The sequence below is a fragment of the Brevibacterium renqingii genome, from assembly GCF_017808095.1.
Lineage (GTDB): Bacteria > Actinomycetota > Actinomycetes > Actinomycetales > Brevibacteriaceae > Brevibacterium > Brevibacterium renqingii.
Map to the genome: position 1 here is coordinate 127,212 of NZ_JADBHG010000005.1, position 24,791 is coordinate 152,002.

19 protein-coding genes are annotated in these 24,791 nt (G+C 65.6%); 8 read left to right on the top strand and 11 right to left on the bottom strand.

All coding sequences use genetic code 11. The features are described 5' to 3' along the window. The first annotated feature begins 37 nt into the window (after window positions 1-37). A complete protein-coding gene (locus tag IIE29_RS11100; protein ID WP_209325320.1) occupies window positions 38-2,788 on the top strand; it encodes a DNA gyrase/topoisomerase IV subunit A in 2,751 nt (916 codons plus the stop codon). Window positions 2,789-2,846: 58 nt separating this feature from the next. Here the strand turns inward: IIE29_RS11100 and IIE29_RS11105 are convergent, their stop codons facing one another. Both IIE29_RS11105 and IIE29_RS11110 read right to left on the bottom strand, forming a co-directional pair. After that, window positions 2,847-4,451, bottom strand: a complete 1,605-nt coding sequence (locus IIE29_RS11105) for an adenylate/guanylate cyclase domain-containing protein (protein ID WP_209325321.1) — start codon at window positions 4,449-4,451, stop codon at window positions 2,847-2,849. Further along, the gene (locus IIE29_RS11110) at window positions 4,448-5,311 is read right to left on the bottom strand and encodes a biotin--[acetyl-CoA-carboxylase] ligase (RefSeq protein ID WP_209325322.1); all 864 of its coding nucleotides are present in this window, start codon (window positions 5,309-5,311) and stop codon (window positions 4,448-4,450) included. Before IIE29_RS11110 ends, IIE29_RS11105 begins: the two co-directional genes overlap by 4 nt. 67 nt (window positions 5,312-5,378) lie before the next feature. On the opposite strand from IIE29_RS11110, the gene IIE29_RS11115 reads away from it, so the two are divergent. Continuing rightward, window positions 5,379-6,959, top strand: coding sequence for an acyl-CoA carboxylase subunit beta (locus tag IIE29_RS11115; RefSeq protein WP_209325323.1), 1,581 nt, complete (start codon window positions 5,379-5,381; stop codon window positions 6,957-6,959). Then, window positions 6,956-7,303, top strand: coding sequence for a hypothetical protein (locus IIE29_RS11120; RefSeq protein ID WP_246475898.1), 348 nt, complete (start codon window positions 6,956-6,958; stop codon window positions 7,301-7,303). Before IIE29_RS11115 ends, IIE29_RS11120 begins: the two co-directional genes overlap by 4 nt. Window positions 7,304-7,387: 84 nt before the next feature. Here IIE29_RS11120 and IIE29_RS11125 read toward each other — a convergent pair whose 3' ends face one another. From IIE29_RS11125 to IIE29_RS11140, 4 genes are all read right to left on the bottom strand, one after another. Continuing rightward, window positions 7,388-9,127, bottom strand: a complete 1,740-nt coding sequence (locus IIE29_RS11125) for an MDR family MFS transporter (protein ID WP_209325324.1) — start codon at window positions 9,125-9,127, stop codon at window positions 7,388-7,390. Beyond that, the gene (locus IIE29_RS11130; protein ID WP_209325325.1) at window positions 9,124-9,831 is read right to left on the bottom strand and encodes a TetR/AcrR family transcriptional regulator; all 708 of its coding nucleotides are present in this window, start codon (window positions 9,829-9,831) and stop codon (window positions 9,124-9,126) included. Before IIE29_RS11130 ends, IIE29_RS11125 begins: the two co-directional genes overlap by 4 nt. A 101-nt stretch (window positions 9,832-9,932) precedes the next feature. Then, the gene (locus tag IIE29_RS11135; RefSeq protein ID WP_209325326.1) at window positions 9,933-10,730 is read right to left on the bottom strand and encodes a nitrilase-related carbon-nitrogen hydrolase; all 798 of its coding nucleotides are present in this window, start codon (window positions 10,728-10,730) and stop codon (window positions 9,933-9,935) included. 101 nt (window positions 10,731-10,831) lie between these two features. Further along, the gene (locus IIE29_RS11140; protein WP_209325327.1) at window positions 10,832-12,028 is read right to left on the bottom strand and encodes an MFS transporter; all 1,197 of its coding nucleotides are present in this window, start codon (window positions 12,026-12,028) and stop codon (window positions 10,832-10,834) included. A gap of 119 nt (window positions 12,029-12,147) precedes the next feature. On the opposite strand from IIE29_RS11140, the gene IIE29_RS11145 reads away from it, so the two are divergent. Both IIE29_RS11145 and IIE29_RS11150 read left to right on the top strand, forming a co-directional pair. Then, a complete protein-coding gene (locus IIE29_RS11145) occupies window positions 12,148-13,824 on the top strand; it encodes a DUF885 domain-containing protein (protein ID WP_209325328.1) in 1,677 nt (558 codons plus the stop codon). 12 nt (window positions 13,825-13,836) lie between these two features. Then, the gene (locus IIE29_RS11150) at window positions 13,837-14,520 is read left to right on the top strand and encodes a GntR family transcriptional regulator (RefSeq protein ID WP_209325329.1); all 684 of its coding nucleotides are present in this window, start codon (window positions 13,837-13,839) and stop codon (window positions 14,518-14,520) included. A 112-nt stretch (window positions 14,521-14,632) separates the two neighbouring features. On the opposite strand, the gene IIE29_RS11155 is transcribed toward IIE29_RS11150, so the two are convergent. The 4 genes from IIE29_RS11155 to IIE29_RS11170 form a co-directional block, all read right to left on the bottom strand. Beyond that, window positions 14,633-16,159: an MFS transporter gene (locus IIE29_RS11155; protein WP_343071879.1), complete on the bottom strand. Its 1,527-nt coding sequence runs from the start codon at window positions 16,157-16,159 to the stop codon at window positions 14,633-14,635. An 87-nt stretch (window positions 16,160-16,246) separates the two neighbouring features. Further along, window positions 16,247-16,780 carry an MFS transporter gene (locus IIE29_RS11160; protein ID WP_209325483.1) on the bottom strand — a complete coding sequence of 178 codons (534 nt, stop codon included), beginning with the start codon at window positions 16,778-16,780 and terminating at the stop codon, window positions 16,247-16,249. Window positions 16,781-16,854: 74 nt separating this feature from the next. Beyond that, a complete protein-coding gene (locus IIE29_RS11165) occupies window positions 16,855-18,234 on the bottom strand; it encodes an LLM class flavin-dependent oxidoreductase (RefSeq protein WP_209325330.1) in 1,380 nt (459 codons plus the stop codon). After that, complete coding sequence (locus IIE29_RS11170) at window positions 18,231-19,592, bottom strand: MFS transporter (RefSeq protein ID WP_209325331.1); 1,362 nt, start codon at window positions 19,590-19,592, stop codon at window positions 18,231-18,233. Before IIE29_RS11170 ends, IIE29_RS11165 begins: the two co-directional genes overlap by 4 nt. Before the next feature lie 282 nt (window positions 19,593-19,874). Between IIE29_RS11170 and IIE29_RS11175 the strand changes: the two genes are divergently transcribed. Both IIE29_RS11175 and IIE29_RS11180 read left to right on the top strand, forming a co-directional pair. Next, window positions 19,875-20,405, top strand: coding sequence for a flavin reductase family protein (locus IIE29_RS11175; RefSeq protein ID WP_246475899.1), 531 nt, complete (start codon window positions 19,875-19,877; stop codon window positions 20,403-20,405). A gap of 101 nt (window positions 20,406-20,506) precedes the next feature. After that, window positions 20,507-21,571 carry an Rv2578c family radical SAM protein gene (locus tag IIE29_RS11180; RefSeq protein WP_209325332.1) on the top strand — a complete coding sequence of 355 codons (1,065 nt, stop codon included), beginning with the start codon at window positions 20,507-20,509 and terminating at the stop codon, window positions 21,569-21,571. A 111-nt stretch (window positions 21,572-21,682) separates the two neighbouring features. On the opposite strand, the gene IIE29_RS11185 is transcribed toward IIE29_RS11180, so the two are convergent. Next, window positions 21,683-22,339 carry a TetR/AcrR family transcriptional regulator gene (locus IIE29_RS11185; protein WP_209325333.1) on the bottom strand — a complete coding sequence of 219 codons (657 nt, stop codon included), beginning with the start codon at window positions 22,337-22,339 and terminating at the stop codon, window positions 21,683-21,685. 118 nt (window positions 22,340-22,457) lie between these two features. On the opposite strand from IIE29_RS11185, the gene IIE29_RS11190 reads away from it, so the two are divergent. Further along, window positions 22,458-24,782, top strand: a complete 2,325-nt coding sequence (locus tag IIE29_RS11190) for an ABC transporter permease (RefSeq protein WP_209325334.1) — start codon at window positions 22,458-22,460, stop codon at window positions 24,780-24,782. Window positions 24,783-24,791 lie beyond the last annotated feature (9 nt).

A 24,791-nucleotide genomic window follows, 5' to 3' on the forward strand; every position in this document is an offset into this window, starting at 1 on the left:
CACGAGAATCGAACAGTTCGTGCGTCAAAGGAGTTCCATGCCCGAAGGCAGAGTCATCGATGTCGACGTCTCCTCAGAGATGGAGAGTTCGTACCTCGAGTATGCGTATTCGGTCATCTACTCCCGTGCGCTGCCCGATGCCCGGGACGGCCTCAAACCGGTGCAGCGGCGCATCGTCTACCAGATGGGCGATATGGGGCTGCGACCGGAACGCGGCCATGTGAAGTCATCGCGCATCGTCGGCGACGTCATGGGCAAGCTGCACCCGCACGGCGACTCGGCGATCTACGACGCACTGGTGCGTCTGAGCCAGGACTTCATCATGCGTGTGCCCTTGGTCGACGGCCACGGCAACTTCGGTTCGCTCGACGACGGGCCCGCGGCCCCGCGCTACACCGAGGCCCGACTGACCACCGCGTCGATGCACATGATCGCAGGACTCGACGAAGACGTCGTCGACTTCGTCCCGAACTACGACAACACGCTGACCCAGCCCGAAGTGCTCCCGAGCGCTTTTCCCAACCTGCTCATCAACGGCGCCTCGGGCATCGCAGTGGGCATGGCCACGAACATGGCCCCGCACAATCCCGGTGAGGTCATCGCCGCCTGCGCCCACCTCATCCGCAACCCTGATGCCGGTCTGGCCGAACTCATGCGCTTCATCCCGGGCCCTGACCTGCCCACCGGAGGCCGGATCATCGGTCTCGACGGTGTGCGCGAAGCCTATGAGACCGGCCGCGGCACCTTCCGCACCCGCGCCACCGTCTCGATCGAGAACATCAGCGCCCGCCGCAAGGGCATCGTCGTCACCGAGCTGCCCTACCTCGTCGGCCCGGAGAAGGTCGTGTCGAAGGTCAAGGACGCCGTCGGAGCGAAGAAGCTGACCGGCATCGCCTCGATCGACGACTATTCCGACCGCAAGAACGGCCTGCGTCTGGTCATCGGGGTCAAGAACGGCTTCAATCCCGAGGCCGTGCTCGCCGAGCTCTACCGGCAGACGCCCTTGGAGGAGTCCTTCGGCATCAACAACGTCTGCCTCGTCGAGGGCCAGCCCTCCACTCTGGGTCTGCGAGACCTGCTCATGGTCTATCTCACCCACCGCATCGACGTCGTGCGTCGCCGCACGGTCTTCCAGCTGCGCAAGGCCAAGGACCGGCTCCACCTCGTCGAGGGCCTCCTCATCGCAATCCTCGACATCGACGAGGTCATCCAGCTCATCCGCTCCTCGGACGACGCGGCCACGGCCAGGACACGGCTCATGGACGTCTTCGAACTCTCCGAGCTGCAGGCGACCTACATCCTCGATCTGCAGCTGCGCCGACTCACGAAGTTCTCCCGACTCGAACTCGAGGCCGAACGCGACGAGCTGAAGAAGCGGATCGACTATCTCGAATCCCTGCTCGCCGATGAGGCGAAGCTGCGGGAGCTCGTCGCGACCGAACTCGAAACGACGGCCGAGATCATCGGATCGCCGAGGCGCACAGTCCTCATCGAAGGATCGATGAAGGAGCTGACCGCCAAGGGCAAGAAAGCCCCGACGAACCTCAAGATCGCCGACTCCCCCTGCCGGGTGCTGCTGTCGACCTCCGGCCGCATCGCTCGGACCTCGGATGCCGCACCCCTGGCACGCGACGGCCGGCGTTCGAGCCATGATGCACTGCGCTCGGAGATCGTCACCACGACCCAGGGCAAGGTCGGAGCCGTCACCACCGCAGGGCGCCTGCACATGGTCGATGTCGTCGACCTGCCCGCGCTGTCCCCGGCCGCATCCAGACCCAATGTCGCCGGTGGCGTGAAGATCGCCGAGTACGCGGCATTGGAGAAGAACGAGAAGATCCTCGGTCTCGTCGACCTCGATCGCGAGTTCGTCCTCGGCACGGCCCAGGGCGTCGTCAAGCGGGTGTCCGTGGCGGGACGGCCGAACAAGAACGAATGGGAGGTCCTCACCCTCAAGGGCAAGGACACCGTCGTTGGTGTCGCGCAGCCGGAGGCGATCGACGATTCCCTCGCCGTGTTCGTGACGTCGAACGCCCAGCTGCTCGCCTTCGACGCCGGCGGCCTGCGAGCCCAGGGCTGGAACGCTTCGGGCGTCGCGGGAATCAAGGTCGGCGCCGAAGCGCAGGTGATCTTCTTCGGCATGACTCCGAAGGCGGCGAAGACCGATGAGGACGGCGACGCCGATGCCGCTCTCGGCAGCTTCGCCGTGGTCACCATCGCCAGCGGGGAGAACTTCTACGGCGCGCCCTCTTCCTCGATCAAGGTCAGCGAGTTCTCCGAGTTCCCGACCAAGGGGCGGGCGACCTCGGGGGTGCGTGCGCACAAGTTCCTCAAGGGCGAGACCGAGTTGTCACTGGCGTGGGTCGGCGACTCACCCCAGGCCGCTGCCATCGGCGGGGGTGCCCGGACGCTGCCCGCGGAGCTCTCGCGTCGGGACGGTACCGGTTCTCCGTTGGAGTCGAAGATCGACGTCATCGGCACGCTGCCGCGCCTGGGCGGGGCCGAAGCGATCGACCATTCGGCCGGTGCCGACTCGGATCCCGACGGTCCCTCACCTGAGCCGGGTTCGGAGGATGACGATGCCGGCGCCGGGAAGTCGAAGGCTGCGGCGAAGCGGACGACCGCGGGCGCGGCACAGCACGGTCAGCAGGGACTGGCGACGAGCGTCGACGGGCTCGGACTCGATGTCGATGATGCCGAGGACGAGATCGCACGGGCGAAGTTCGACACCGAGGACGCCGTCATCGTCTCCCATGACGACGAAGAGGATGACGGCTCCGCCCTGTTCTGAGCCGAGCGTCGCCGCCGGAGCGAGGCGAGCGTCGGTGCTCTGAGGAGCGCGGCTGCGCTCAGGACTCGCCTTCGTCGTCGATATCGAGTCGCATGCGCGCCGCGGTGCCGCGCTTCATTTCGCCGATGGCGGTCTCGCCGAGCCCGTGGAGCGAGATCGACTGTCGGGGTTCGAAGACGTAGTCATCGGAGGCCGAGAGCACGCGCGCGGTCTCTTCGTCGGTGAAGATCGTCCCGGGGTCGGCGACTGCGGTCAGGCGCGCCGCAAGGTTGACGCTCGAGCCGAAGATGTCCCCCAGACGCGAGAGCACTCGACCCCAGACGAACCCGACGCGGGCCTGCGGCAGGTCCTCGGCGGCAGTGACGCGTTCCATGAGAGTCATGGCGATCTCGGCGCCGGCCAGAGGAGTGGAGGCGGCGAAGAACACTTCGTCGCCGACGGTCTTGATGACACGCCCGCCCCCTGTGGCGACGATGTTGTAGGCCATCCCCTGGAACTCCTGGACCATGTTCGCCAGCTGTCTGGGCTCCATCTGCTGCGACAGACGGGTGAAGGAGACGAGGTCGATGAAACCGACCGCCCGCGCCAGAGGCATCGAGGAATCGTACCAGCCCTGCCGGTTGTCCATGGCCAGACCGTCGGAGACATTGACATTGAGCCGACCCATCACCTCGGCGAGGTTGCGCCGCCACGAATAGGTGAGCATCTTCTGCAGAGGGTCGATCATGTCCTCGACGACCTGGAGGGCGTCCCGGCGCGCCTCGGGGTCGGACAGCCCCTTCTCCTCGGTGAGGAACTCGACGAGCGTCTCCATCTGCCAGACGACGAGTCGGTCGGTGGTCTGTCCGATCGCGCGGGCCAGGGACAGCGCGGTGTCCTGATCGATGAGGCCGTCGGCGACGGGCTTCGCCCACATCCTCAGGGCGTGCGCGTCGCTGACGGTGTAGGCCTTCTCCCCCTCGTCGGTCTGCGACATTCCGAGTGCTCGCCACATCTTGCGCGCCGAGACCGTCGAGATGCCGCCGAGCTTGGCCGCCTCGCGCCGGTCGAGGACGCGCTTGCCGTCGAGCAGGATCTCCTCGAGGCGTTCGGCGGCCGTGCGGGTCTCGTAGATCGTGTCGTCGAAGTCGGCCGCATTGTCCTCGTCCTCGCCCTCCTCCACGATCTGCAGCGCCGCGGTGCGCGGATCTTCGTACAGCCCTCCGAAGAAGTCTCCTTCAGCATCGGCGTCTCTCTCGGCCGCGGCTGTGTCGTCGGAGGAGCCGGCAGGGGCGGTCTCGAGACCGCGCACCAGATCGTCGTCGCCGTGTTCGATGCCGTGCACCGAGGCTGGGGATGCTCCGGCTCTCGCCGGAGCGGCATCCGCGGTGTGTTCTCGCAGCCGTTCGTCGGTGATGATCGGCAGCGAGTTCGGTCCTGCGGACGATTCCGCCTCGGCGGTGGCCGCTTCGTCCGCGGCGACCTCCACGTCGCGCGTCGGATCGGTGTGCGAACGATCGACGTCCCGGGCCTCCGCGTCCCCTGCTGCCGAGTTCTGCGAAGCTGCTTCCGAGGCACCGGAACCCTCCGGCGTCTGCCCGTCGTGCTCACCGACCTCGGCCGAACCGAGGCGCTCGCGACCGACGACATCGAATCCGGCGGTGAAGTCGGAGACGGCCATCATCGCTCACCTCCCTCGTGGTCGGGCGGAGTGGGAGCCGGACGCAGGTGGTGGACGTCACCGGCGCTGACTGACACCCGATCGTCGATGATGAGGTCGGCTCCGGAATCGAGGCCGGTGGCGGTCCCGATGAGCTCCGAGCCGTCGGGCCTCTCCACCCTGACCTGCGTTCCGAGCGTCACCATGTGCTCACGCACTCTCTGCGCGGTGGGGCTGTCACGGAAATCCTCATCGCCATAGTCGGTCAGCTCTCTGTAGCAAGGGATCAGTGTGCTCAGGATCGACAGTAACAACGCTTCATGATCAATTTCTGAACCCTCGGTCCCGGTCTCGATGGCCAGGGAACTCGCATCGGCCCGCGGCAGATCGGCCGGCTGCAGTCGCGTATTCAGCCCCATCCCCAACACGATCCTCGGTCCGCTCGGAAGGGACTCGATTCGGGCGAGGATGCCGCACAGCTTCTTCCCCTCGACGGTGAGCACATCGTTGGGCCATTTGATCACGGAGGGCACACCCGCCTCGGCGACGGCGGCGCGCACGGCCTCACCGGCGATGAGCGGAATCCATCCCCACTTCGAGAACCCGGCCGGAGGAGTGAGAAGGATCGACCAGGTCAGACAGCCACGGGCCGGGACCGTCCAGGTCCGCCCGAGACGACCGTGGCCGGAACTCTGGAAATCGGTGCCGCGGATGGTGAACTCGGCCGGCGCTTCGACGCCCTCTCTCACGAGACGCGCCAACTCGTCGTTCGTGGACGCGCAGGTATCGTCCCAGATCAGACGCGGGAGTGAGAGACCACGGTCCGCGGCTGCGCGGACGACGGAGTCGACGTCGACGAGAAGGGAATTGTGTTGGCTGTTCACCAGACCACTCTAGATTCTTTTGGTGGGAGTGCACAATGAAGCGCTCTCACGTCGTTATTGTGGAGGCATGACGGATACCCCACGGACTACAGCCGAGCGCATCGAGCACTTCACCCAGCGCCGGGACGCTGCCCACACCGGCAACCAGCGCTCGGTGGACAATCAGCACAAGCGCGGCAAGCAGACCGCCCGTGAACGCATCACCGCTCTCCTCGATGCCGATTCCTTCCAGGAGATCGACGAATTCGCCCGCCACCACAACCACCAGTTCGGGATGCAGAACAACCGTCCCGACGGCGACGGCGTGGTCTGCGGGCTGGGCACGATCGAGGGCAAGACCGTCGCAGTCTTCGCTCACGACTTCACTGTCCTCGGCGGGTCGCTCGCGGAGGCGAACGGACGCAAGATCGTCAAGGTGCAGAAGCTCGCGCTCAAGCTCGGCTGCCCGATCATCGGCATCAACGACTCCGGCGGCGCCCGGATCCAGGAGGGCGTGGGGTCGATCGCCCTGTTCGCCGAGATCTTCCGCCTCAATGTGGCCTCCTCCGGGGTCATCCCGCAGATCTCGCTGATCATGGGCCCCTCGGCCGGCGGTGCTGTCTACTCGCCCGCCCTGACGGATGTCACGATCATGGTCGATCAGATCAGCCACATGTACATCACCGGTCCGGACGTCATCAAGACCGTCACCGGCGAGTCGGTCGGCCACGAGGAGCTCGGCGGCGGCCGGACGAACAACACCGTCTCGGGCAACGCCCACTACCTGGCCAGTGACGAGGAGGACGCCGTCAACTATGTGCGCGATCTGCTCTCGTTCCTTCCGCAGAACAACATCGATCCGGCCGATGCCGATGAGTTCGAGTCCGATCTCTCGCTGACGGCCGAGGACGAGGCGCTCGATGCCCTCATGCCCGATTCGCCTTCGCAGCCCTACGACATCCTCGACGTCGTCACCACCGTCCTCGACGATGCGGAGTTCCTGCAGGTCTCCGAGCTCTTCGCTCCGAACGTCATCACCGGGTTCGGCCGGGTCGAGGGCGTGAGCGTCGGGATCATCGCCAACCAGCCGATGCAGCTGGCCGGCACCTTGGACATCGACGCCTCGGAGAAGGCCGCTCGTTTCGTTCGCCTCTGCGACGCCTTCAACATCCCGATCCTCACCTTCGTCGACGTGCCCGGCTTCCTGCCCGGCACCGATCAGGAGTACGGCGGCATCATCCGCCGCGGGGCGAAGCTCATCTACGCCTATGGTGAGGCCACGGTCCCCCTGGTCACTCTCATCACCCGCAAGGCATACGGGGGCGCGTACTGTGTGATGGGGTCGAAACAGCTCGGGGCCGATATCAACCTCGCCTGGCCGAGCGCGCAGATCGCGGTCATGGGCGCCCAGGGTGCGGCGAACATCGTCTACCGGCGCAGACTCAAGGCCGCCGAGGAGGCCGGTGAGGACGTCGAAGCCGTGCGGGGCGAGCTCATTCAGGACTACGAGGACGCTCTGCTCAACCCGTATCTGGCCGCCGAAGAGGGCTACATCGACGCCGTCATCAAGCCGAGCGAGACCCGCAGCCGGATCGTGCGTTCCCTGCGCGCGTTGAAGAACAAGCACGTCGACGCTCCCGCGCGCAAGCACGGTAACATCCCACTATGAGTGAGGGTGCACAGGGACTGCCCGTCGAGGAACCGGCCGCGGCAGACGAGCTGACCGGAGTTGCCGAAGGGGCCGCGGCCGACTCCGTGGTCTCCGCCTCGGTCGAGACGCGTTCGCGGGTCCTCGCTCACGACGGCGAACCGGTCAGCGACGAGATGGCCAGCGCAGCAGCAGTGGCCGCTGTGGTCGCGATCCGTCAGGTGGCTCGTGCCTATGCAGCCAATCAGGCGGCGGCGCTGAACGAGATCGAGACGAAGAGGCACGACCGTGCAGGGTTCGGCGCCCCACGCCGCAATGTGCGTCGGCGCCTCCCGCAGGCCTGGACGCAGACCCTGGGACGCTGACCCCCGCGGGACACGCTTGAAGGGCGAGCGTCGCCAAGTGGTCCTCTCGAGGCAGGCGGGCGGCCGGAGGCCGAGGCTCAGCGGCTACTTCAGGCGGTATTGGTCCTTGGCCGGATCCACGCCCGCCGCCACTTGGAACGTGCCGGCGGCGGTTCCCGGTGCGGGATCGGACTCCCCTTCGACCGAGATCGTGCTCAGGCGCCGGTGGCTCTCCGAGTCTGCCGTCCCCCGTGCGGCTCCGCCCATGTCCTCTCCGTAGACGGCCTCGCCGCGAGCCACCATGCCGGCGACGTCGGAGAGTTTGAGCTGCGGGAGGAACCAGGCGAGGACGAAGGCGATGAGGAACACCGGGACCATGTACCAGAACGAGGGCGCCAGGGCGTCGGCGTAGGCGTTGACCACTAGATCGTGGACCGGACCGGGCAGGTCCGCCGCCGACTCCGGGGTCAGAGAATCAGTCGCCGGCGCGCCTGCAGCGGCATTGGCTGCGTTCGCCGGCAGGTCCTGCATCGCCTCGGCGATCTTGTCCGAGAGACGAGAGGTGAAGATCGAACCGAACAGCGCGGTGCCCACCGAGGCGCCGATCTCACGGAAATAGTTGTTCGTCGAGGTAGCCGTGCCGACCAGCTGCGGAGCCACGGAGTTCTGGATGACCAGGACGATGATCTGCATGACCAGTCCCAGGCCGAAGCCCATGGTGAAGATCATGAGGCCGATGACGACCATTGAGGTGTCGGCCGTCATCGTCGTCATCCAGGCCAGTGCGGCGCCGGCGATGAGGGTGCCGGCGAGCGGATAGATCTTGTACTTGCCGGTCTTCGACACGATGATGCCCGAGACGATCGACGTGAGCATGACGCCGGCCATCATCGGCAGCATGAGCAGTCCGGACCCGGTGACATCGGTGCCCGCAGCCATCTGCATGAAGGTCGGCAGGAATGCCATCGCGGAGAACATGCCCAACCCGAGGAGCAGGCCGATGACGGTGGAGAGCACGAACGTCGGGTTCTTGAACAGTCCGATCGGGATGATCGGGTTCGACACCTTCGACTCGGCGAGGACGAACAGCACTGCCGCGACGACCGTGCCGATGATGAGGGAGATGATCACCGGCGAGTCCCAGTCGTAGTCGTGCCCGCCCCAGCTGGTGACGAGGATGAGCTGCGAGGTCGCTGCGATCATCAGAACGATGCCGAGGACGTCGACCTTCTGATCGGACCTGTGACTGGGCAGACGCAGGGCGAAGAGACCGATGAAGAACGCGATGATGCCGATGGGCACGTTGATCCAGAAGCACCAGCGCCAGTCCAGATGCTGGGTGAAGAATCCGCCCAGCACCGGGCCGAGCACGCTCGAGATCGCAAACAGTCCGCCGAGCGGTCCCATGTACTTTCCGCGCTCGCTGGCGGGAATGATGTCGGCGATGATCGCCTGCGAGAGGATCATCAGACCACCGCCGCCCAGGCCCTGGAACCCGCGCCAGGCGATGAGCTCCCAGAAGTTCTGGGACAGGCCGGAGCCGAAGGATCCGATGACGAAGATCGCAATCGCCACCAGGAAGATGATCTTCCGTCCCCACATGTCGCCGAACTTGCCGTAGAGAGGCATGACGATCGTCATGGCCAGCAGATAGATGGTGACCAGCCAGGCCTGATGCTCGACACCGTCGAGTTCGCCGACGATGGTCGGCATCGCCGTGGACACGATCGTCTGGTCCAGAGTGGCCAGGAACATCGCGGCCATGAGGGCGGAGAAGATGAGAACGATCGTCTTCTTCGTCAGAACGATCGGAGCCCTGTCCTCCGTCGCGGGTGCAGCACTCATGCTGACTCCTCCTTGAAGATCGTGCGCAGTTCGGTGAAGAGCCCCTCGATGACGGGGCCCGGATCGCCCTCGAACCTGCGCAGACGTGTGAAAGTCGCCTTCAGCGCCATCATCGCCAGCGCGGCGACGGCTTCGGCGCGCAGCGAGACCGGCTCATCGTCCTCGGCGTCGCAGGCGACCGCTGTCTCGCTGAGAGGCGGAACCGGCGCCGAGGCCGTGCGAGGCGTGCCATCGAGGCGACGCTGGATGATGCGTCGGAAGAGCCGTTCGTTGTTGCCCATCCGCGCCATCTGCAGCTGCAGCAGCGAGGGATCCTGCTTGAGCATGAGGTGGTACTGGTGCATCTCCTCGCGTTTGCTCATGCGAGTCGCGACGATGAAACCGAGGAGGTGCTCGAGATCGGCGATGAGGTTCCCATGGGGCCCTCCGGCCTCGAACTCCTCGATGGCAGGCTGGTCCTCCTCATCGAATACGGTGTCGGCGCGTCCGAGGAGTGCTTCTTCCTTCGATGAGTAGTAGTTGAAGAAGGTCCGGCGCGAGACTCCGCAGCGTTCGCAGATGTCTTCGACGGTGACGTTGTGGTAGCCCTTCTCCAGGGCGAGATCGACGGCGGCGCGCCGCAGAGCCTGGCCGCGTTCGCGCTTCTTGCGTTCACGCAGCCCTTCTGTCGGGGCCGAGGGATCGCTTTCCGAACTGAATGACATGATCCTATTATTGCACTCCGTGCATTTTTGCCTCAAGTGCAACTAAAGTGTTCTAGAGCACACTCGCATTCAGCCGCCGGCGTCCCTGCAGCGCCTCGGACTCAGTATCCGAGCTTCGCGTTGGCCAGCACCGGAACCGCCTCGGCCGCCTTGTCCGCCTCGGACAGGTCGAGGTCGACGACTTCGAGGCGCTCGGCCCCGTCCAGTGAGCTGAGGACGTGGCCGAAAGGGTCGGAGACGAGGCTGTGCCCGACACCTGTCGGCCCCTTCTTCGGCACCTCGACACCGCTGACCTCGGGATCGGCCTGGCCGAGTGCGGCCACGAACATGTTCGAATCGAGGGCTCGGGCCCGCGCGAGTATCTCCCATTGCTCGACCTTGCCGGGTCCGGCACCCCAGGCGGCGGCCACCACAGCCAGACGGGCACCGCGGCGGCTGAGTTCGGCGAAGAGCTTGGGAAAGCGGATGTCATAGCACAGAGCCAGACCGATGTCCTCGCCGTCGATGCTGATCACCACAGGTTCGGCTCCGGGTTCCACGGTGTCCGATTCCTTGAATCCGAAGGCATCGTAGAGGTGGATCTTCGCGTAGTCGAATCGTTCGCCCTCAGGCGTGTAGGCGGCGAGGAGATTGATGACCCTGTCGCCGGTGACAGCGAATTCACCGACGACGATGTTGAGGTCGAGTTCGGCTGCCAGCTCGGCCAGGGCGCTTCTCCAGGATTCGGTGTTCTCCTCCGCGATGCCGCGCAGCCCCGGTCCGAAGGCTGACATCGTGGCCTCCGGGAAGACGACGAAGCGGGCGCCCGCCTCGGCGGCCTCACGAGCAAAGGTGCGGACTTTGTCGAGATTCTCGGGCACCGAGGTGGTCGAGTTGATCTGAGCGAGCGCGAACTTCATTCTGATCCTCCGGGCAGCGGGCTCTGAGCCGAAGGGCCAGGGCCCTTCGTACGGTTCTCTCTCAGGCTATCGCGATCACGACGAGGGCGGAACCGGACGACTCACCCGAGGTATTCCCGGCCGGGTCGGCCGCCTCGGCGACGACCGTGGACTCCGATGTAGACGACGACGGCGGCGACGACGAGTCCGGCGCAGACGAGGAACATCCCGTTCCCACCGGTCAGCGGATAGAGGAACCCGAGGATGACCGGGCCGATGCCCGAACCGGCGTCGAGGAGGAGGAAGAAGGATGCCGTGGCCACGGGAACGCGATTCATCGTCACCGATTTGACGGTGATGGCTTGCATGCAGGGCATGAGCGAGCCGAATCCGAAGCCGATGAGCACGCCGGCGAGAACGATACCCGTCATCGTCGGCCACAGCGCCAGCAGGAGATTTCCGGCGATGTCGCAGGCGAAGACCGGGAAGATCACTGCGTTGTCGCCGAAGACGTCCTGCAGCCGGCCGACGAACAGGCGGGCGACGAGCGAGGCGAGAGCGAAGGCGACGAAGAACAGTGAGGCCGCGGCCGCGACCCCGTGCTCGGCCGCATAGCCGGCGAGGAACACGAGTGCCGCGGCGTAGGCGGTGCCGGCCAGCAGCATGACCGAGCCGATCCGCAGCCCGTCCCGATCTACGAGCGTGCCGAGCCTGAGATGCCATTTCGTCCGCCGCTGATAGTCGCTGAGCTCCTGGGCAGGCAAGCGGATGAGAATACAGGCCACGAGGGCCGCGACGGACATGACGGCCGAGGCGATGAAGAGCATCGCGAAATCGGATTCGCGGGGGATGATCACACCCAGGTACGGTCCGAGCGCCGTCGACAGCGTCGTGGCCGTTCCGAAGTAGCCCGTCCCTTCGCCCCGACGGGAGGCGGGGATGATGCTCTGGATGGCGGTCATGATCGCAGTGTTGCCCGCTCCGAAGGCGAGGCCGTGGACGATGCGCAGACCGATGAGAAGGGTGAGGCTGTCGGCGGCCAGATATGCCAACGAGGCGAGCACCGAGACCGCCATCGTGATGATGAGCAGACGCCTGCGCCCGATGAAGTCGAGATACTTGCCGGTGAGCACACGGGCGAAGACGGCGCCGAGGACGAAGGCGGAGGACGCGAATCCGGCGGCTGCCTCGCCGGCGGCGAACCGGGCCACGGCGTAGCCGGCCATGGACGTCATCAGCAGGTAGAACACCATCGACATCGACAGGTTGAGACCGATGCCGACGATGAAGTCCTTCGTCCACAGCTTCGCTTGTGCCACTGGAGGTCGGTCTCGCTTTCTGCTGCGTGTCGGGAACACAGACAGATTAGCGGGTTCGACGACGGCCGGGGGCTGCAGTCCACGCCGAACGTGACGCAGCTCGCGATAGGGTGGATCCCATGACTGAGAAGAGAACTCCTTCCGCTGTCGACGCCGTCGCCGAGGACTACGTCGATGACATGCTCGCGCTCTCCCCCTCTCTCGCCCTGTATCTGGGCCTCGACGGCGCGGAGGGTTTCGACGACCTCTCCCCCGCCGGGCTCTCTGCACTCAACGACCTCACCGTGTCCACGCTCAAGCGCCTGGATGAGGCCGAAGCCGGAGCCGAACTCGATGAGGTCGATCGCGTCACCGTCGATGCGATGCGCGATCGTCTCGGCGTCGACAGGGACCTCTTCGAGGCCGGCATCAAGCATGCGAGCCTCAATGTCATCGAATCCCCGCTGCAGCAGGTCCGGGATGCCTTCGACCTCATGCCCACCTCCACGACCGACGACTGGGAGACGATCTCGACCACACTGGCCGCGATTCCCGCTTCGCTGGCCGGCTACCAGGAGTCCCTCGCATCGGCACGGGAGAACGGTCGCGTCGCTGCTCGCATCCAGATCGAGAAGGTCATCGAACAGGCCCGGGCCCTGGCCGAACCGGGCAGCAACTTCGACCGTCTCGTCGCCGGCGCCTCCGATATCCCTGCAGCCCTGCGCTCGGATCTGAGTGACCATGCTGCGGCGGCGCGGGAATCCGCATCGGCCCTGGCCGAGTTCCTCGGCTCGCAGCTGCTGCCGGCTGCCGGCGAGAACGAGGCCTGCGGCCGGGAAGCCTATGGACTCCACTCCCGGGACTTCCTCGGCGCCGAGGTCGACTTCGACGAGACCTACGCCTGGGGACTCGAGGAACTCGCCCGCATCGACGCCGAACAGCGCAAGGTGGCGGCGAAGATCGTGCCCGGCGCCGATCTGTTCGAGGTCATGGATGCTCTGAACAAGGATCCCGAACGCACGCTCGTCGGCACCGACGCTCTGCGTGAGTGGATGCAGAGCGTGGCCGACGAGGCGATCGCCGAACTCGGCAAGACCCACTTCGACATTCCCGAGCCGGTACGGACGATCGAATGCATGATCGCCCCTTCTGCAACCGGCGGCATCTACTACACCGGCCCGACCGACGACTTCTCCCGGCCCGGCCGCATGTGGTGGTCGGTGCCCGAAGGCGTCACGGAGTTCGCCGCCTGGCAGGAGAGGACGACGGTCTACCACGAGGGAGTTCCCGGTCATCATCTGCAGATCGGTCAGGCCACCTATGTCTCGGGCACTCTCAATCGCTGGCGTCGTCTCATGTGCTGGGTCTCCGGACACGGTGAGGGGTGGGCGCTGTATGCCGAGAAGCTCATGGCCGACCTCGGATTCTTAGACGATCCCGGCGACTACCTGGGCATGCTCGATTCGCAGCGTCTGCGTGCGGCGCGAGTGGTCCTCGACATCGGCTTCCACCTCGGGCTCGAGGCTCCGGACAGCCTCGGCGGCGGGATCTGGAATCGGGAGAAGGCCTGGCAGTTCCTCACGGACAATGTCGCCATGGATCGGTCGTTCCTGGCCTTCGAACTCGACCGCTACCTCGGGTGGCCCGGTCAGGCTCCCAGCTACAAGATCGGCCAACGCCTGTGGGAGCAGTTCCGAGACGAAGCGAAGTCCGCCGCCGGCGCCGACTTCGATCTCAAGGCATTCCACACTCAGGCGCTGGGGCTCGGCTCTGTCGGCCTCGATACCCTCGGCCGCGCGATGGAGCGCACACGGTGAGACGAGGACCGAGTGGGGACCGATGAGACTCCGCGCTCGGAGACGGCGCGGGTCACCGAGGCGCTGCGCAACGAGATCATCGACGGCGATCGGATGCCGGGAGACAAGCTCGTGGAACGCAATCTCGCGACCGAACTCGGCGTCTCCCGTGTGCCCATCCGTGAGGCGCTGAAGAAGCTCGCTGCTGAAGGGCTGGTGACGAACCGACCGAACACGTGGTCAACGGTCCGGGTGTTCTCCCCCAGCGACATCGCAGACCTCAACGAGGTCCGAACGGTCTTCGACGTACTCTCCTTCGAGCTGGCCGCTCAAAGGCACAACCGCGAGGGGCTGGCCCGTCTTGAGGCCACGATGCGCAAGGGACAGGAGCTGTCGGAGGCCGGGGACGTCGTCGGTGCACACCGCTGCGCGGCGGAGTTCCACGCCATCGTCACCGAGCTCTCGGGCAACGAGCTGCTCGCGGAGATCGGGGCACTGCTCGATTCGCGGATGCGCTGGCAGCTGAGCCGACACGATGACCTCGGCGTCGTCGCCACCGAGCATGCCGAACTCTACGAGGCGATCGCCCGCCGGGACCAGGCTCGAGCCGGAGCCCTGGCCGCGCACCATCTGGGGACGAGCCGGGAGCAGCACGACAAGCATTCGAAACGCCTGGCCCGAACCGCCGACGACGCAGATCAGGCCGAGGAAGGCTGACCGAACAGCCACCCGCTCAGCTCGTTCTTCCGAGCCGGCGCACAGCTGCGCACCTTCGATGTGCTCAGACCGAGTCCGACGAGGGACTCGGCCGTACGAGGATCTGCGACCGTCAGCCCTCGTGCTCGACGTCTTTGGCCGTCGGATCCCACTTCACGACGCCCACGGCGATCGCACCGGCCAGTGGGGCGCAGGCGACGATCCAGAACACACCGGTGCCCAGAGAGCCGGCGAGGATCGGGAACATGATGAGCGAGACGATCGAGAAGGCGCGCAGCACGGACTGGTTGAAGCCGATCCCGATGCCGCGCAGCCGGGTCGGATAGGACAGCGTCGCGTAATTCATGAGGTTCGCTCCGGGCCCACCGGCTTGGGCGAAGACGAAGGCCGAGAGCATGGCCACGGAGACGATGACGAGGGCGCCGTTCGGGATGCCCACGATCGCCAACAGCCCCAGCGACAGAGCCTGGATCATGAATCCGACCAGGGTGATCCGGCGTGTGCCGAAGCGATTGACGATGCTCATCCCGAGCAGCCCGCCGATGGTGCCGAAGCCGAGATTGATGATGAGCGAGGAGACGATCGTGATCAGCGGCGTCTGATGGAAGAGCGTCGTGATGATGAGCGGAGTGCCGTAGGCGACGGCGTTGTAGCCGAAGGTCGAGAACACGGAGACACAGAGCGCCACGATGGTGCGCACCCTGTAGCGCGGGGTGAAGAGTTCAGCGAAGCCGCTCCATCTCCCACCCTTGACCGGATCGGCCGAGGAGGCGGGCGAGTCCTGCTCATCGACAGGGGCGAGTTCGACATCGAGGTTGTGGTGGGAGCGCATGACGTCGACTGCGGCCCGAAGATCGCCCTGATTGGCCAGCCATTCGGGCGATTCCGCGAGGTAGCGACGACGCACCAGGAGCACGATGAGCGCAGGCACTGCGCCGAAACCGACGACGATGCGCCAGAGGATCGCGTGCTGGTCATAGGGCAGGGTGACGAAGATGATGAGAACGACGAGGTACCCGACACCGGTGGCGAAGTACCAGGCGGGCGACCAGGCGTTGACCCGCTGTGAGCGGTTGCCTTTGCCCTTGAGTTTGGAGAATTCGGCGAGGAAGGCCATGGCCACAGGAAGATCGAGGCCGACGCCGATGCCCATGACGAAGCGGAAGGCGATGAGGAACCATTCGTTCGGTGCCACGGCGCAGCCGAGCGCGGCGACGACGAAGAAGACCATATCGGCCATGAACAGTCTGTAGCGGCCGAAACGGTCGACGAGGTAGCCGCCGAACAGCGCCCCGATAACGGCGCCGACCATGATCGAGGCGTTGACGAGTCCGGTCATGAATCCGCTGAGGCCGAACTGGTCCTGAATCGCCGTGATGCCGAAGGCCAGAGAGGAGAAGTCGTAGGCGTCCATGAAGATGCCGCCGAGGGCGAGGATGATGACGGCCGTCGTCTTCGTCCCCTGAGAACCGAACTCGGCGAGCACGTTGTGGATATCTGCCGCGGTGCGCACGAGGCGCGGGGAACGAGCACTGTCCGCCGCTGTCGCCGCGGAGGCAGGAGGAGTCTGTGCGGATGCTGTCTGGCCGACGGCGAGTGGTGTCTGCGCCGAATCGTCGGCGGATTCTGTCGAAGTCACAGTCGACAAGTATGGCCCTGGGGCCGCTCACCGCCCCCGCGCGCTGTCACAGTTCGTCACCGTCGACGACCGGGGCTCCTCAGCGGCTCATTCGAGAGCGAGACCGCGCTTCTCCGGCAGCAGGAACATCGCGAGGAACTGGATGACGCAGATGGTCGGCAGCAGCGCCAAGGCGAAGCCGAACCCGAGGGAACCGGCCAGCAGGGCGATGACGATGGGCGCCAGTCCCCCGATGGCGCGTCCGATGTTGAAGATGACGTTCTGAGCCGTGGCCCTGACTTCGGTCGGGTACATCTCAGCCAGCAGCGCTCCGTGTCCGCCCAGCATGTCGTTGGCGAAGGCGCCCATGAGGAACCCGCCGGCGAGCAGAGCGGTCGGGTCGGTCATCTGACTGTAGACGAGGATCGAGATGATCGCTCCCGCCCGGAAGATCCAGAAAGCGGGGCGGCGACCGAGCCGGTCGGCGAGCGCGCCGAAGACTATGCCGCCCAGGACGGCTCCCAGGAGAGTGATCGTCGACAGCGATCCGGCCTGGACGTCGCTGAGTCCGAAGCTCGCGATGATCCCGCTGAGTGCGAAGCTGAGGATGAGCAGGTCGAAGCCGTCGAGTCCGTAGCCGATCGCGTCCTCGACTGTTTCATTCTCTCAGTCCTCGAGCACTCACCTGCCGAACCTCACTCCGCAGCCCGAGCCGATCACACGCGAACGCCCGCGTCCAGCCGGAAGCCTGCGCCCTTATGGTCGTCGGCCAGGTGCGGTCCCCCACCGGTGAGACGTTCGCGCACCGTGGCTCCGGCGACTGGGTCGCGCAGGAGACCGCGCCTGCGCATTTCGGGTGAGACGTACTTCGTGAAGCGTTCGGCGTCGGACGGTCGGACGGCGGCGGCGATGTTGAACCCGTCGATGTCCGCTTCGTCCATCCACCGTTGGAATTCGTCGACGACGGTCTCGGGCGACCCGGTGATGACCGGTCCACGGCCGCCGAGCGCGACGAACTCCGCCAGATCGCGGATCGTCCACGCCTTGTCCCCGGTCATGGTGGTGAAGGAGGCGAGCGCCGACTGGTTGGCGTCGGTGGACACGTATTCGAGCGTGTCATCGGGTGAGGCGCCCGAGAGGTCGACCCCTGTCCAACCGCCGAAGAGGGAGAGAGCGGATTCCGTGTCGACATACCTGCGGTAGTCGGTCAGGCGCTGTTCGGCCGCCTCATCGGTGTCGTCGACGATCACTGTGGCCAGTGCGAAGATCTTCACTGCATCTCGGGAACGGCCGCGTGCGACGAGACCGTCACGGACCCTGTCGACCCAGCTGCGCAGAATCTGTGGGGTCGGTCCGGATAAGAAGATCGCCTCGGCATGGTCGAGCGCGAACTCCTGGCCTCGTGCGGACGCTCCGGCTTGGAACAGCAGCGGAGTCCCCTGCGGGCCCGGAACGGCGAGCGCCTGACCGGGCACGGTGAAGAACCTGCCCTCGTGGCCGATCTCCCGGACCTCTGCGGGATCGATGAAGACGTTGGCTTCGGCATCGGCCTTGAGCGCCTCGGGAGTGATCGACCCTTCGCAGAGCTTGTACACGACTTCCATGAACTCGTCGGCCCTGTCGTAGCGCTCGTCGTGTGGGATCTGTCCCTTGAGGCCGAGGTTGCGGGCGGCCGAATCGACGTAGCTGGTCACGATGTTCCAGGCCACCCGACCGTTCGTGAAGTGGTCGAGCGTGGTCAGGGTGCGGGCGAGCAGGTAGGGCTTCTCATAGGTCACCGAGGCGGTGACGCCGAAGCCGAGGGTCTTCGTGGCCGCTGCCATGGCTGGGACCGCAACGAGCGGGTCGAGCAGCGGGAACTGCACTCCCCCGCGGTTCGTGACGTCGGCATTGCCGCCGTAGACGTCGTAGACCCCGAGGATGTCGGCGAGGAACAGTGAGGCGAAGCCGCCTTCTTCCAGGGTCTGCGCCAGCTCGATCCAGTACTCGAGCTTCGTGAAGTCCTCGATGCGCGATTCGGGGTGGCGCCAGAGCCCGGGCGACTGGTGCACCGGGGTCATCATGTCGAAGGCATTGAGCAGGATCGGTTTCGTCATCTGGTGTCTCCTGTGTTGGTGGTGATGGTTCCGGCGGCCGAGCGGGCGAGGCGGCGGGCCGGGTCCTTCGCCGCTGCGGCGGCGATGAGCGAGAGCACGCACAGCAGCGTGAGGTAGCCGCAGATGAGCCAGGGCGAGTGTCCTCCGGCGACGTAAAGCAGAGCTGCGACCATCGGCATGATGCCGCCGCCGATCACGGTGCCCAGCTGGTAGCCCATATTCACGCCCGAGTAGCGGACCTCGATGGGGAACTGCTCGGCGAACCACGCGGCTTGGGGGCCGTAGACGGCGTCGTGGGCGAGATTCATACCGAGGATGACGACGATGGGCAGGAAGGACAGCGGCCCGGCGTCGAGAAAGGCGAAGAACACCCAGCCGAAGACGGCGATGCCGATCAGTCCGCTGATGGTCACGGGTCTGCGGCCGAGACGGTCCGAGGCCCATCCCCAGACCGGCCCGGTGAACAGACCGATCGCCGAGGCGATCATCACGGCGGCGACCCCCGAGGTGGAATCGCCGCGATTCTCAGACAGATAGCTGAGCATGTAGACGGTGATGAGATAGAAGACGCTGTTCTGAGCCAGGCGCAGCCCGATCGTGACGAGCAGCACGCGCGGGTACGCGGTGATGACCTCGCGCAGCGGGGCCTCGGCGACCTCGCCGGAGTCCTTGAGTTCCTGGAATTCCGGCGCATCGGAGACGCCGAGGCGGATCCACAGCGCCAAGGCCACGAGCACCGCGGAGGCGAGGAACGGGATGCGCCAGCCGAAGGATTCGAACTGATCGCTCGGCAGCAGCTTCTGCACGAGGAAGAAGGCGCTGGTGGCCAGGAGCATGCCCGCCGCGGATCCGATCTGGGTGAAGGAGCCGAACAGTCCGCGTCTGCGCGCCGGAGCATGTTCGACCGAGAGCAGCGCGGAGCCGCCCCATTCGGCTCCGGCGGACAGGCCCTGGACGATGCGCAGGACGACCAGGGAGACCGCGGCCCACCAGCCGATCGTCGCGAAGTTCGGAACAAGTCCGATGAGTGTGGAAGCGGTGCCCATCGACAGCAGGGAGACCACGAGCAGCGCCTTGCGGCCCAGTCGGTCGCCGAGGTGGCCGGCGATGATTCCGCCCAAAGGGCGGGCGAAGAATCCGACGGCCAGGGTGGCGAAGGCGGCCAGTCGGCTGCCGAGTTCACTGCCAGAGGGGAAGAACTGGACGTCGAAGATCAGTGCCGCGGCTGTGCCGTAGAGGTAGAAGTCGTACCACTCGATCGTCGTGCCGGCGAAGGCCGAAGCCAGCACCCGCTTCTTGCCGGCGAGCAACCGCGGCGGACTCTGGGGTGTCGAGTCGGTGACCGAAAGCTGTGTCATGAACGTCTCCTGTGGGCCTGCTCGAGCAGGCAACCGTGCCGGGATAGAATTTCGCTGAGCAATCTAGCCCCTGAGGCACCGCCACCGGATGCGCTCCGTCATGCCCTGACATCATCCGTCACACGCGGACAAAGAACGTCGTCATATGAACTCTAACGTCGCAATTCAAGGCGGTCTCTGGAATCATCGGCACCGACGACCGACACACAGTCGAACGATCCGGTGGCCTCGGAACCAGCGAGCACGTCCAGGATCGCTCAACAGAACACGTGAGGTGATTGAATGACGATCTCGACTAGCCCCGTTGCTGCCACACCCATGGAGGCGAACCGCGCCTCGCCGGAGGTTCTCCGCGAGACGTTCTCCCATTTCCCACAGGGAGTCGCGTTCATCGGCGCCGAGGCCGACGCGGTTCCGCTCGGCATCGTCGCCTCCACTCTGACGGTCGGGGTCTCCCTCGCCCCTCCCTTGGTCAGCGTCGCGATCCAGAACTCCTCGACCACCTGGCCCTCCCTGCGCCGGGCCCCGGAACTGGGAATCTCACTGCTGAGCACGGACCAAGAGGGCCTGGCCAGGCAGCTCGCATCGACGGACCGCAACCGGCGCTTCAACGACGTCGTTCCCGACGTCACCGCGAGCGGCGCTCTGACGATTCCGGACAGCTCGGCATATCTGTGGACCCGCCTTCACGCCGAGTTCGCCGCCGGTGACCACACAGTGGCGCTGCTTGAGATCCTCGGTGCCCGCAGCGACGGCAGAGCCGATGCCCTCGTCTTCCACCGCAGCGAGTTCAAAGGACTGCGCGTCTCCTGATGTCACCGTCGCGCAGGCGCTCTGCGCGCTATCGGCACCCCTGGCACATCCGACCAGTCTCCAGTCTTGACCGTCATTCGAACTCATGTTCGAATTGAAGCATGAGATGGAACGAACTGGGCGACACGTCCGGCCCGAGGGCTCCCGATCTGTTCGGCGCCAAGGGGCTCATCCGCACGGTCCGGACTCCGGAGTTCTCCGGAATCGCCTTCCATGAGGTCCTTGCGAAATCGGCGCTCAACAAGGTCCCCCAGTCCAGTTCGATGCCCTTCACCTGGACGATCAACCCCTATCGCGGCTGCTCCCACGCCTGTGTCTACTGTTTCGCCCGCAGCACCCACCGCTACCTCGACCTCGACGCCGGCAGGGACTTCGATCGGCAAGTCATCGTCAAAGTCAACATCGCCGAGGTGCTCGCCGCCGAGGTGTCCCGCCCGAGCTGGGCCCGCGACCACGTCGCATTGGGAACGAACACCGACCCCTATCAGCGGGCAGAGGGACGCTACGGCCTCATGCCCGGGATCATCACCGCATTGGCCGACCGCTCGACGCCGATGTCGATTCTCACCAAAGGCACTCTGCTGCGTCGCGATCTGCCTCTTCTCTCACGGGCCGCCGAGGAGACGTCGGTGGAGATCAGCATGTCGATCGCCGTCCACGACGACGCTCTGCAGCAGAGCCTCGAACCCGGCACCCCAACGACGAAGGCCCGGCTGGCCACCGTACGTGCCGCGGCCGATCTCGGCTTCGACGTCACCGTCTTCATGATGCCGATCCTGCCCAAGCTCACCGATTCCCTCGACCACCTCGATTCGGCACTCAGAGCGATCAGGGGCGCCGGAGCCGCTCGAGTCGTCTATGGGGCTCTGCATCTGCGGCGGGGAGCTCGCGAATGGTTCTTCTCCTGGCTCGAGCGTGAACACCCCGAGCTTCTCGACCGCTATCGCAGGATGTACGCCACGTCGTCCTATGCCTCCAAGGAGTATCGCCGTTGGCTCGGTGAGCGCATCAACCCGCTCATCGACCGCTACGGGCTGCGCGGGACCGACGATGACGACTATCCGGCGACGTCCCGTAGGCGAGGCGGTCTCCGGTCGGAGCCGGCAGCGACCGCCGACAGCCCTGCTGCAGGGATCGTTGCCCCGGCCCAACAGGCCCTGTTCTGAACGCGACGGTGTGGGGCCGGTGATGGCGCGAGCGCGGTCGGTGAGGTCAGCGACGGCGCAGTCTGCGGTCCCGACGGCTGCAGCCGACGTCGAGTCCCTGCTCGATGCGGATCAGAGCAGGGGAACATTGGGATAGCGCACTGCGCCCTTCGGGTCGGTGACGGGAGCGCCGAGCATCCCGGCGGCGGCGTCGATGAGGAACCGTCCGACCTGCTCCCAGCTTCCCTTGTTGGCGTCCTCGTTCATCTTCGCCTCCTGGTCGGCGCATACGCCGACGACCATGGATCCCAGCAGATAAGCACGCCCCCGCAGAACGCTTTCAGGTATCCCCTCGAACTCACCGTTGATGAAACGCAGCTCATCGGGAAGGTCTGCCTCACGAGCCACTTCTGTGGCCACTTCGATCGCCGAAGGGACGGCCGATATCTGGGACATGAACTGAGCTCGCCAGCTCGGCCTCGGGAGGCTGTCGAGCACTTCGATGAGCGGCTGCAGTCGGCAGCGGACGAGTTCATGGATGTTCGGCGAATCGCTCAGCTGCGACGAGAGCTCTCGTCTGCGCTCGGCCATCTCGTCATGGTGCCTTTCGACGAGGGCACGCAGAAGGCCGTCGCGCCCGCCGAAGTGATAGGCGATCGCCGAATGATTCGCCGCCCCGGCGTGCTCGACGATGCGCCGGTTCGATACCGCGTCGATCCCATTGCGCGCGAAGAGCTCTTCGGCCGCATCCAGCAGCGCTTCGCGCGCTCGGTCACTGTGGGTTCCCATGTCCTCAATCTTTTCATCAGGCATCGATTTCACAATTTTAAGTCACGCGTCTTAAACTGATCGGGTTCACCGTGGTCGATGAGGATCACAGGATTTCCAGCCCCTCAGGAGGACGGCGATGCCCGACCAGCGACCACGGACGAGAAGAGAGGCCCGCGAGTCCGAGCACTCGGCTGACGGCCTTCCCGCAGACTCGGTCACGACGGCCGACGATCGGGCCGCCGCCACGCGGGAGAAGGCCGAGTTCATCGGTCGGACAGTCGCGATCTTCATCATGCCGCTCATGTTCGTCGGTATGATGATCACGAGCTATCTGGGCACCATGCACTCCCCCACGGCCGATGACATGCCGGTCGTCGTGACCGGGTCAGCTGACAGCGCCGATGAAGTGGAGTTCGCTCTCAACGGCTCCCAGCCCGGTGCGTTCGACGTCGATGTCACCGATGATGCGTATTCCGCCCGAGAGAAGGTCTACGACCGTGAAGCCTCGGGCGCGGTCATCGTCGAAGGCGACACCGCCACGATCGTCACGGCCAGCGGGGCCGGCGTCCAGCAGGCGAACACGGTCGAGCAGCTCGTCCGCCCGGCGCTCCAGGGCGAAGGGTTCGAGATCGAGACCGACGACATCGCCCCGCTGCCGGACAGCGATCCGTCCAGCATGGCTGCGATGTTCCTCATGACAGCCATCGTCATGGCCGGCTACATGCCTTTCAGCGTGCTGCGGTCGAATTCTCCCGAGCTGCTGAAGTTCAAGCGCATCGTGCCCATCCTCGCCGGCTGGTCGGCAGCGATCGCCGGACTCGTGTGGACCGTGGCCTGCCCGATCCTCGACGTCGTCGACGTCAAGGACACCGTGGCCGTGCTCGGCATCGCCTGGCTGGGCATCTTCGCCATCTCCACCGTTCAGCTCTTCATCACCCGGCTCGTCGGTGCTTTGGGGGTCATCGTCGGCATCCTCTTCCTCATGGCGCTCGGAATGCCGTCGTCGAACATGGCGATGCCCGTGTACACGATGCCGAGATTCTTCCGCTTCACCCACGAGTTCCTGCCCATGCCGGCGATCGGCGAGTCCCTGCGCTCGGTTCTCTACTTCGACGGTGACGGAGTCACCGGACACCTTCTGGTGCTCGCCCTCGGCGCGGTCGCCGGTCTCCTCCTGACCCAGATCTATGACCACTTCTACGCGAAGCGCAACTCCCATCCGGTGCCGCTCGACGTCAACGTGCCGTCCATCCACGGCGGGCGCCGTCCCGATTCGAAGGTCATCCGCTACATCTCGCTGACACTCTTCCCCCTGGCGATGGTGACCATGATGATTACGTTCATGCTCGGGGCCATGCACTCGCCGACCCCGAAGGACATGCCCGTTGCCGTTGTCGGGGCGTCGGCCGAGCAGGCCGAGGACACGATCAAGCAGCTCGACGACCAGATGGATGGGATGTTCGAGTTCACCGCCGTGGACGACGAGGGCGAGGCCCGGCGGCTCGTCCACGACCGTGATCAGGTCGCCGCCCTCGTCCTGCCCGACGAAGACAATCCGGACTTCGAGCTGCTGGCCAATCAGGCCGGAAACAACGCCTCCTATCGGGTGGTCGTGCAGATCTTCGAGGAGGTCGCCTCCGCGCAGGATGCAGATCTCCATGTCGACGATCTGGCTCCGCTGCCCGATCGGGACAAGAACGGTGTGGTCGTGATGTACGTGGCGATGGGCTGGATCCTCGCCGGGTTCATGGTCGTCATCGTCGCTGCGAACGCCAATCCCTGGGTCCGTCCGCTCAAACGGATGCTGCCCGTCATCGTCGTCTATGCGCCATTCATGTCCCTGGTCGTCGCGCTCATCGCGGGACCGATCACCGGAGCCGTCGAAGGGCATTTCGCGGCCCTGTGGGGTTCGGGGATCCTTGCCATCGCGTGCATCTCGATGTTCGCGATGGTCTTCGAACGGCTCATCGGCATGTTCGCGATCATTCCGGTCATCGGCACACTCATGTTCGCCGGAGTGCCGTCATCGAACGGAGCGCTTTCGCAGTACATGGTGCCGGCGTTCTTCTCCACCCTGCACGAATTCCTGCCGATGGCCGCCGCGGTCGAGACGATCCGGTCGATCCTCTACTTCGACGGGGACGTCGTCACCGAGCATCTTCAGGTGCTGGGTCTGTGGGGGCTCGTCTCTCTGGCCCTGGTGTTCCTCATCGACGGAATCAGACCGCCGCGGACACAGCACGACTTCGGCAACCTGCATCTCGAGCGCGAACGCGAGATCGACAATGAACAGCGGAAGCAGGCTTTGGCACTGGAGGCCGCACCGAGCTCGCACGGCACCCGATCCGCCGAGGCCGGCACCGATGGCCGGACCACGACTGATCCAGCCCGGCACCAGACCGTGCAGGGCTCGGTCATCGATGACCGAAGCCGCGTGGAGTCGATCCCCTCCACCGTTTGACCGCACGTC

Coding starts and splice junctions, on each gene's coding strand:
- IIE29_RS11100 (WP_209325320.1), top strand. CDS start 38: ATGCCCGAAGGCAGAGTCATCGATGTCGACGTCTCCTCAGAGATGGAG.
- IIE29_RS11105 (WP_209325321.1), bottom strand. CDS start 4,451: ATGATGGCCGTCTCCGACTTCACCGCCGGATTCGATGTCGTCGGTCGC.
- IIE29_RS11115 (WP_209325323.1), top strand. CDS start 5,379: ATGACGGATACCCCACGGACTACAGCCGAGCGCATCGAGCACTTCACC.
- IIE29_RS11120 (WP_246475898.1), top strand. CDS start 6,956: ATGAGTGAGGGTGCACAGGGACTGCCCGTCGAGGAACCGGCCGCGGCA.
- IIE29_RS11125 (WP_209325324.1), bottom strand. CDS start 9,127: ATGAGTGCTGCACCCGCGACGGAGGACAGGGCTCCGATCGTTCTGACG.
- IIE29_RS11130 (WP_209325325.1), bottom strand. CDS start 9,831: ATGTCATTCAGTTCGGAAAGCGATCCCTCGGCCCCGACAGAAGGGCTG.
- IIE29_RS11135 (WP_209325326.1), bottom strand. CDS start 10,730: ATGAAGTTCGCGCTCGCTCAGATCAACTCGACCACCTCGGTGCCCGAG.
- IIE29_RS11145 (WP_209325328.1), top strand. CDS start 12,148: ATGACTGAGAAGAGAACTCCTTCCGCTGTCGACGCCGTCGCCGAGGAC.
- IIE29_RS11165 (WP_209325330.1), bottom strand. CDS start 18,234: ATGACGAAACCGATCCTGCTCAATGCCTTCGACATGATGACCCCGGTG.
- IIE29_RS11170 (WP_209325331.1), bottom strand. CDS start 19,592: ATGACACAGCTTTCGGTCACCGACTCGACACCCCAGAGTCCGCCGCGG.
- IIE29_RS11175 (WP_246475899.1), top strand. CDS start 19,875: ATGACGATCTCGACTAGCCCCGTTGCTGCCACACCCATGGAGGCGAAC.
- IIE29_RS11180 (WP_209325332.1), top strand. CDS start 20,507: ATGAGATGGAACGAACTGGGCGACACGTCCGGCCCGAGGGCTCCCGAT.
- IIE29_RS11185 (WP_209325333.1), bottom strand. CDS start 22,339: ATGGGAACCCACAGTGACCGAGCGCGCGAAGCGCTGCTGGATGCGGCC.
- IIE29_RS11190 (WP_209325334.1), top strand. CDS start 22,458: ATGCCCGACCAGCGACCACGGACGAGAAGAGAGGCCCGCGAGTCCGAG.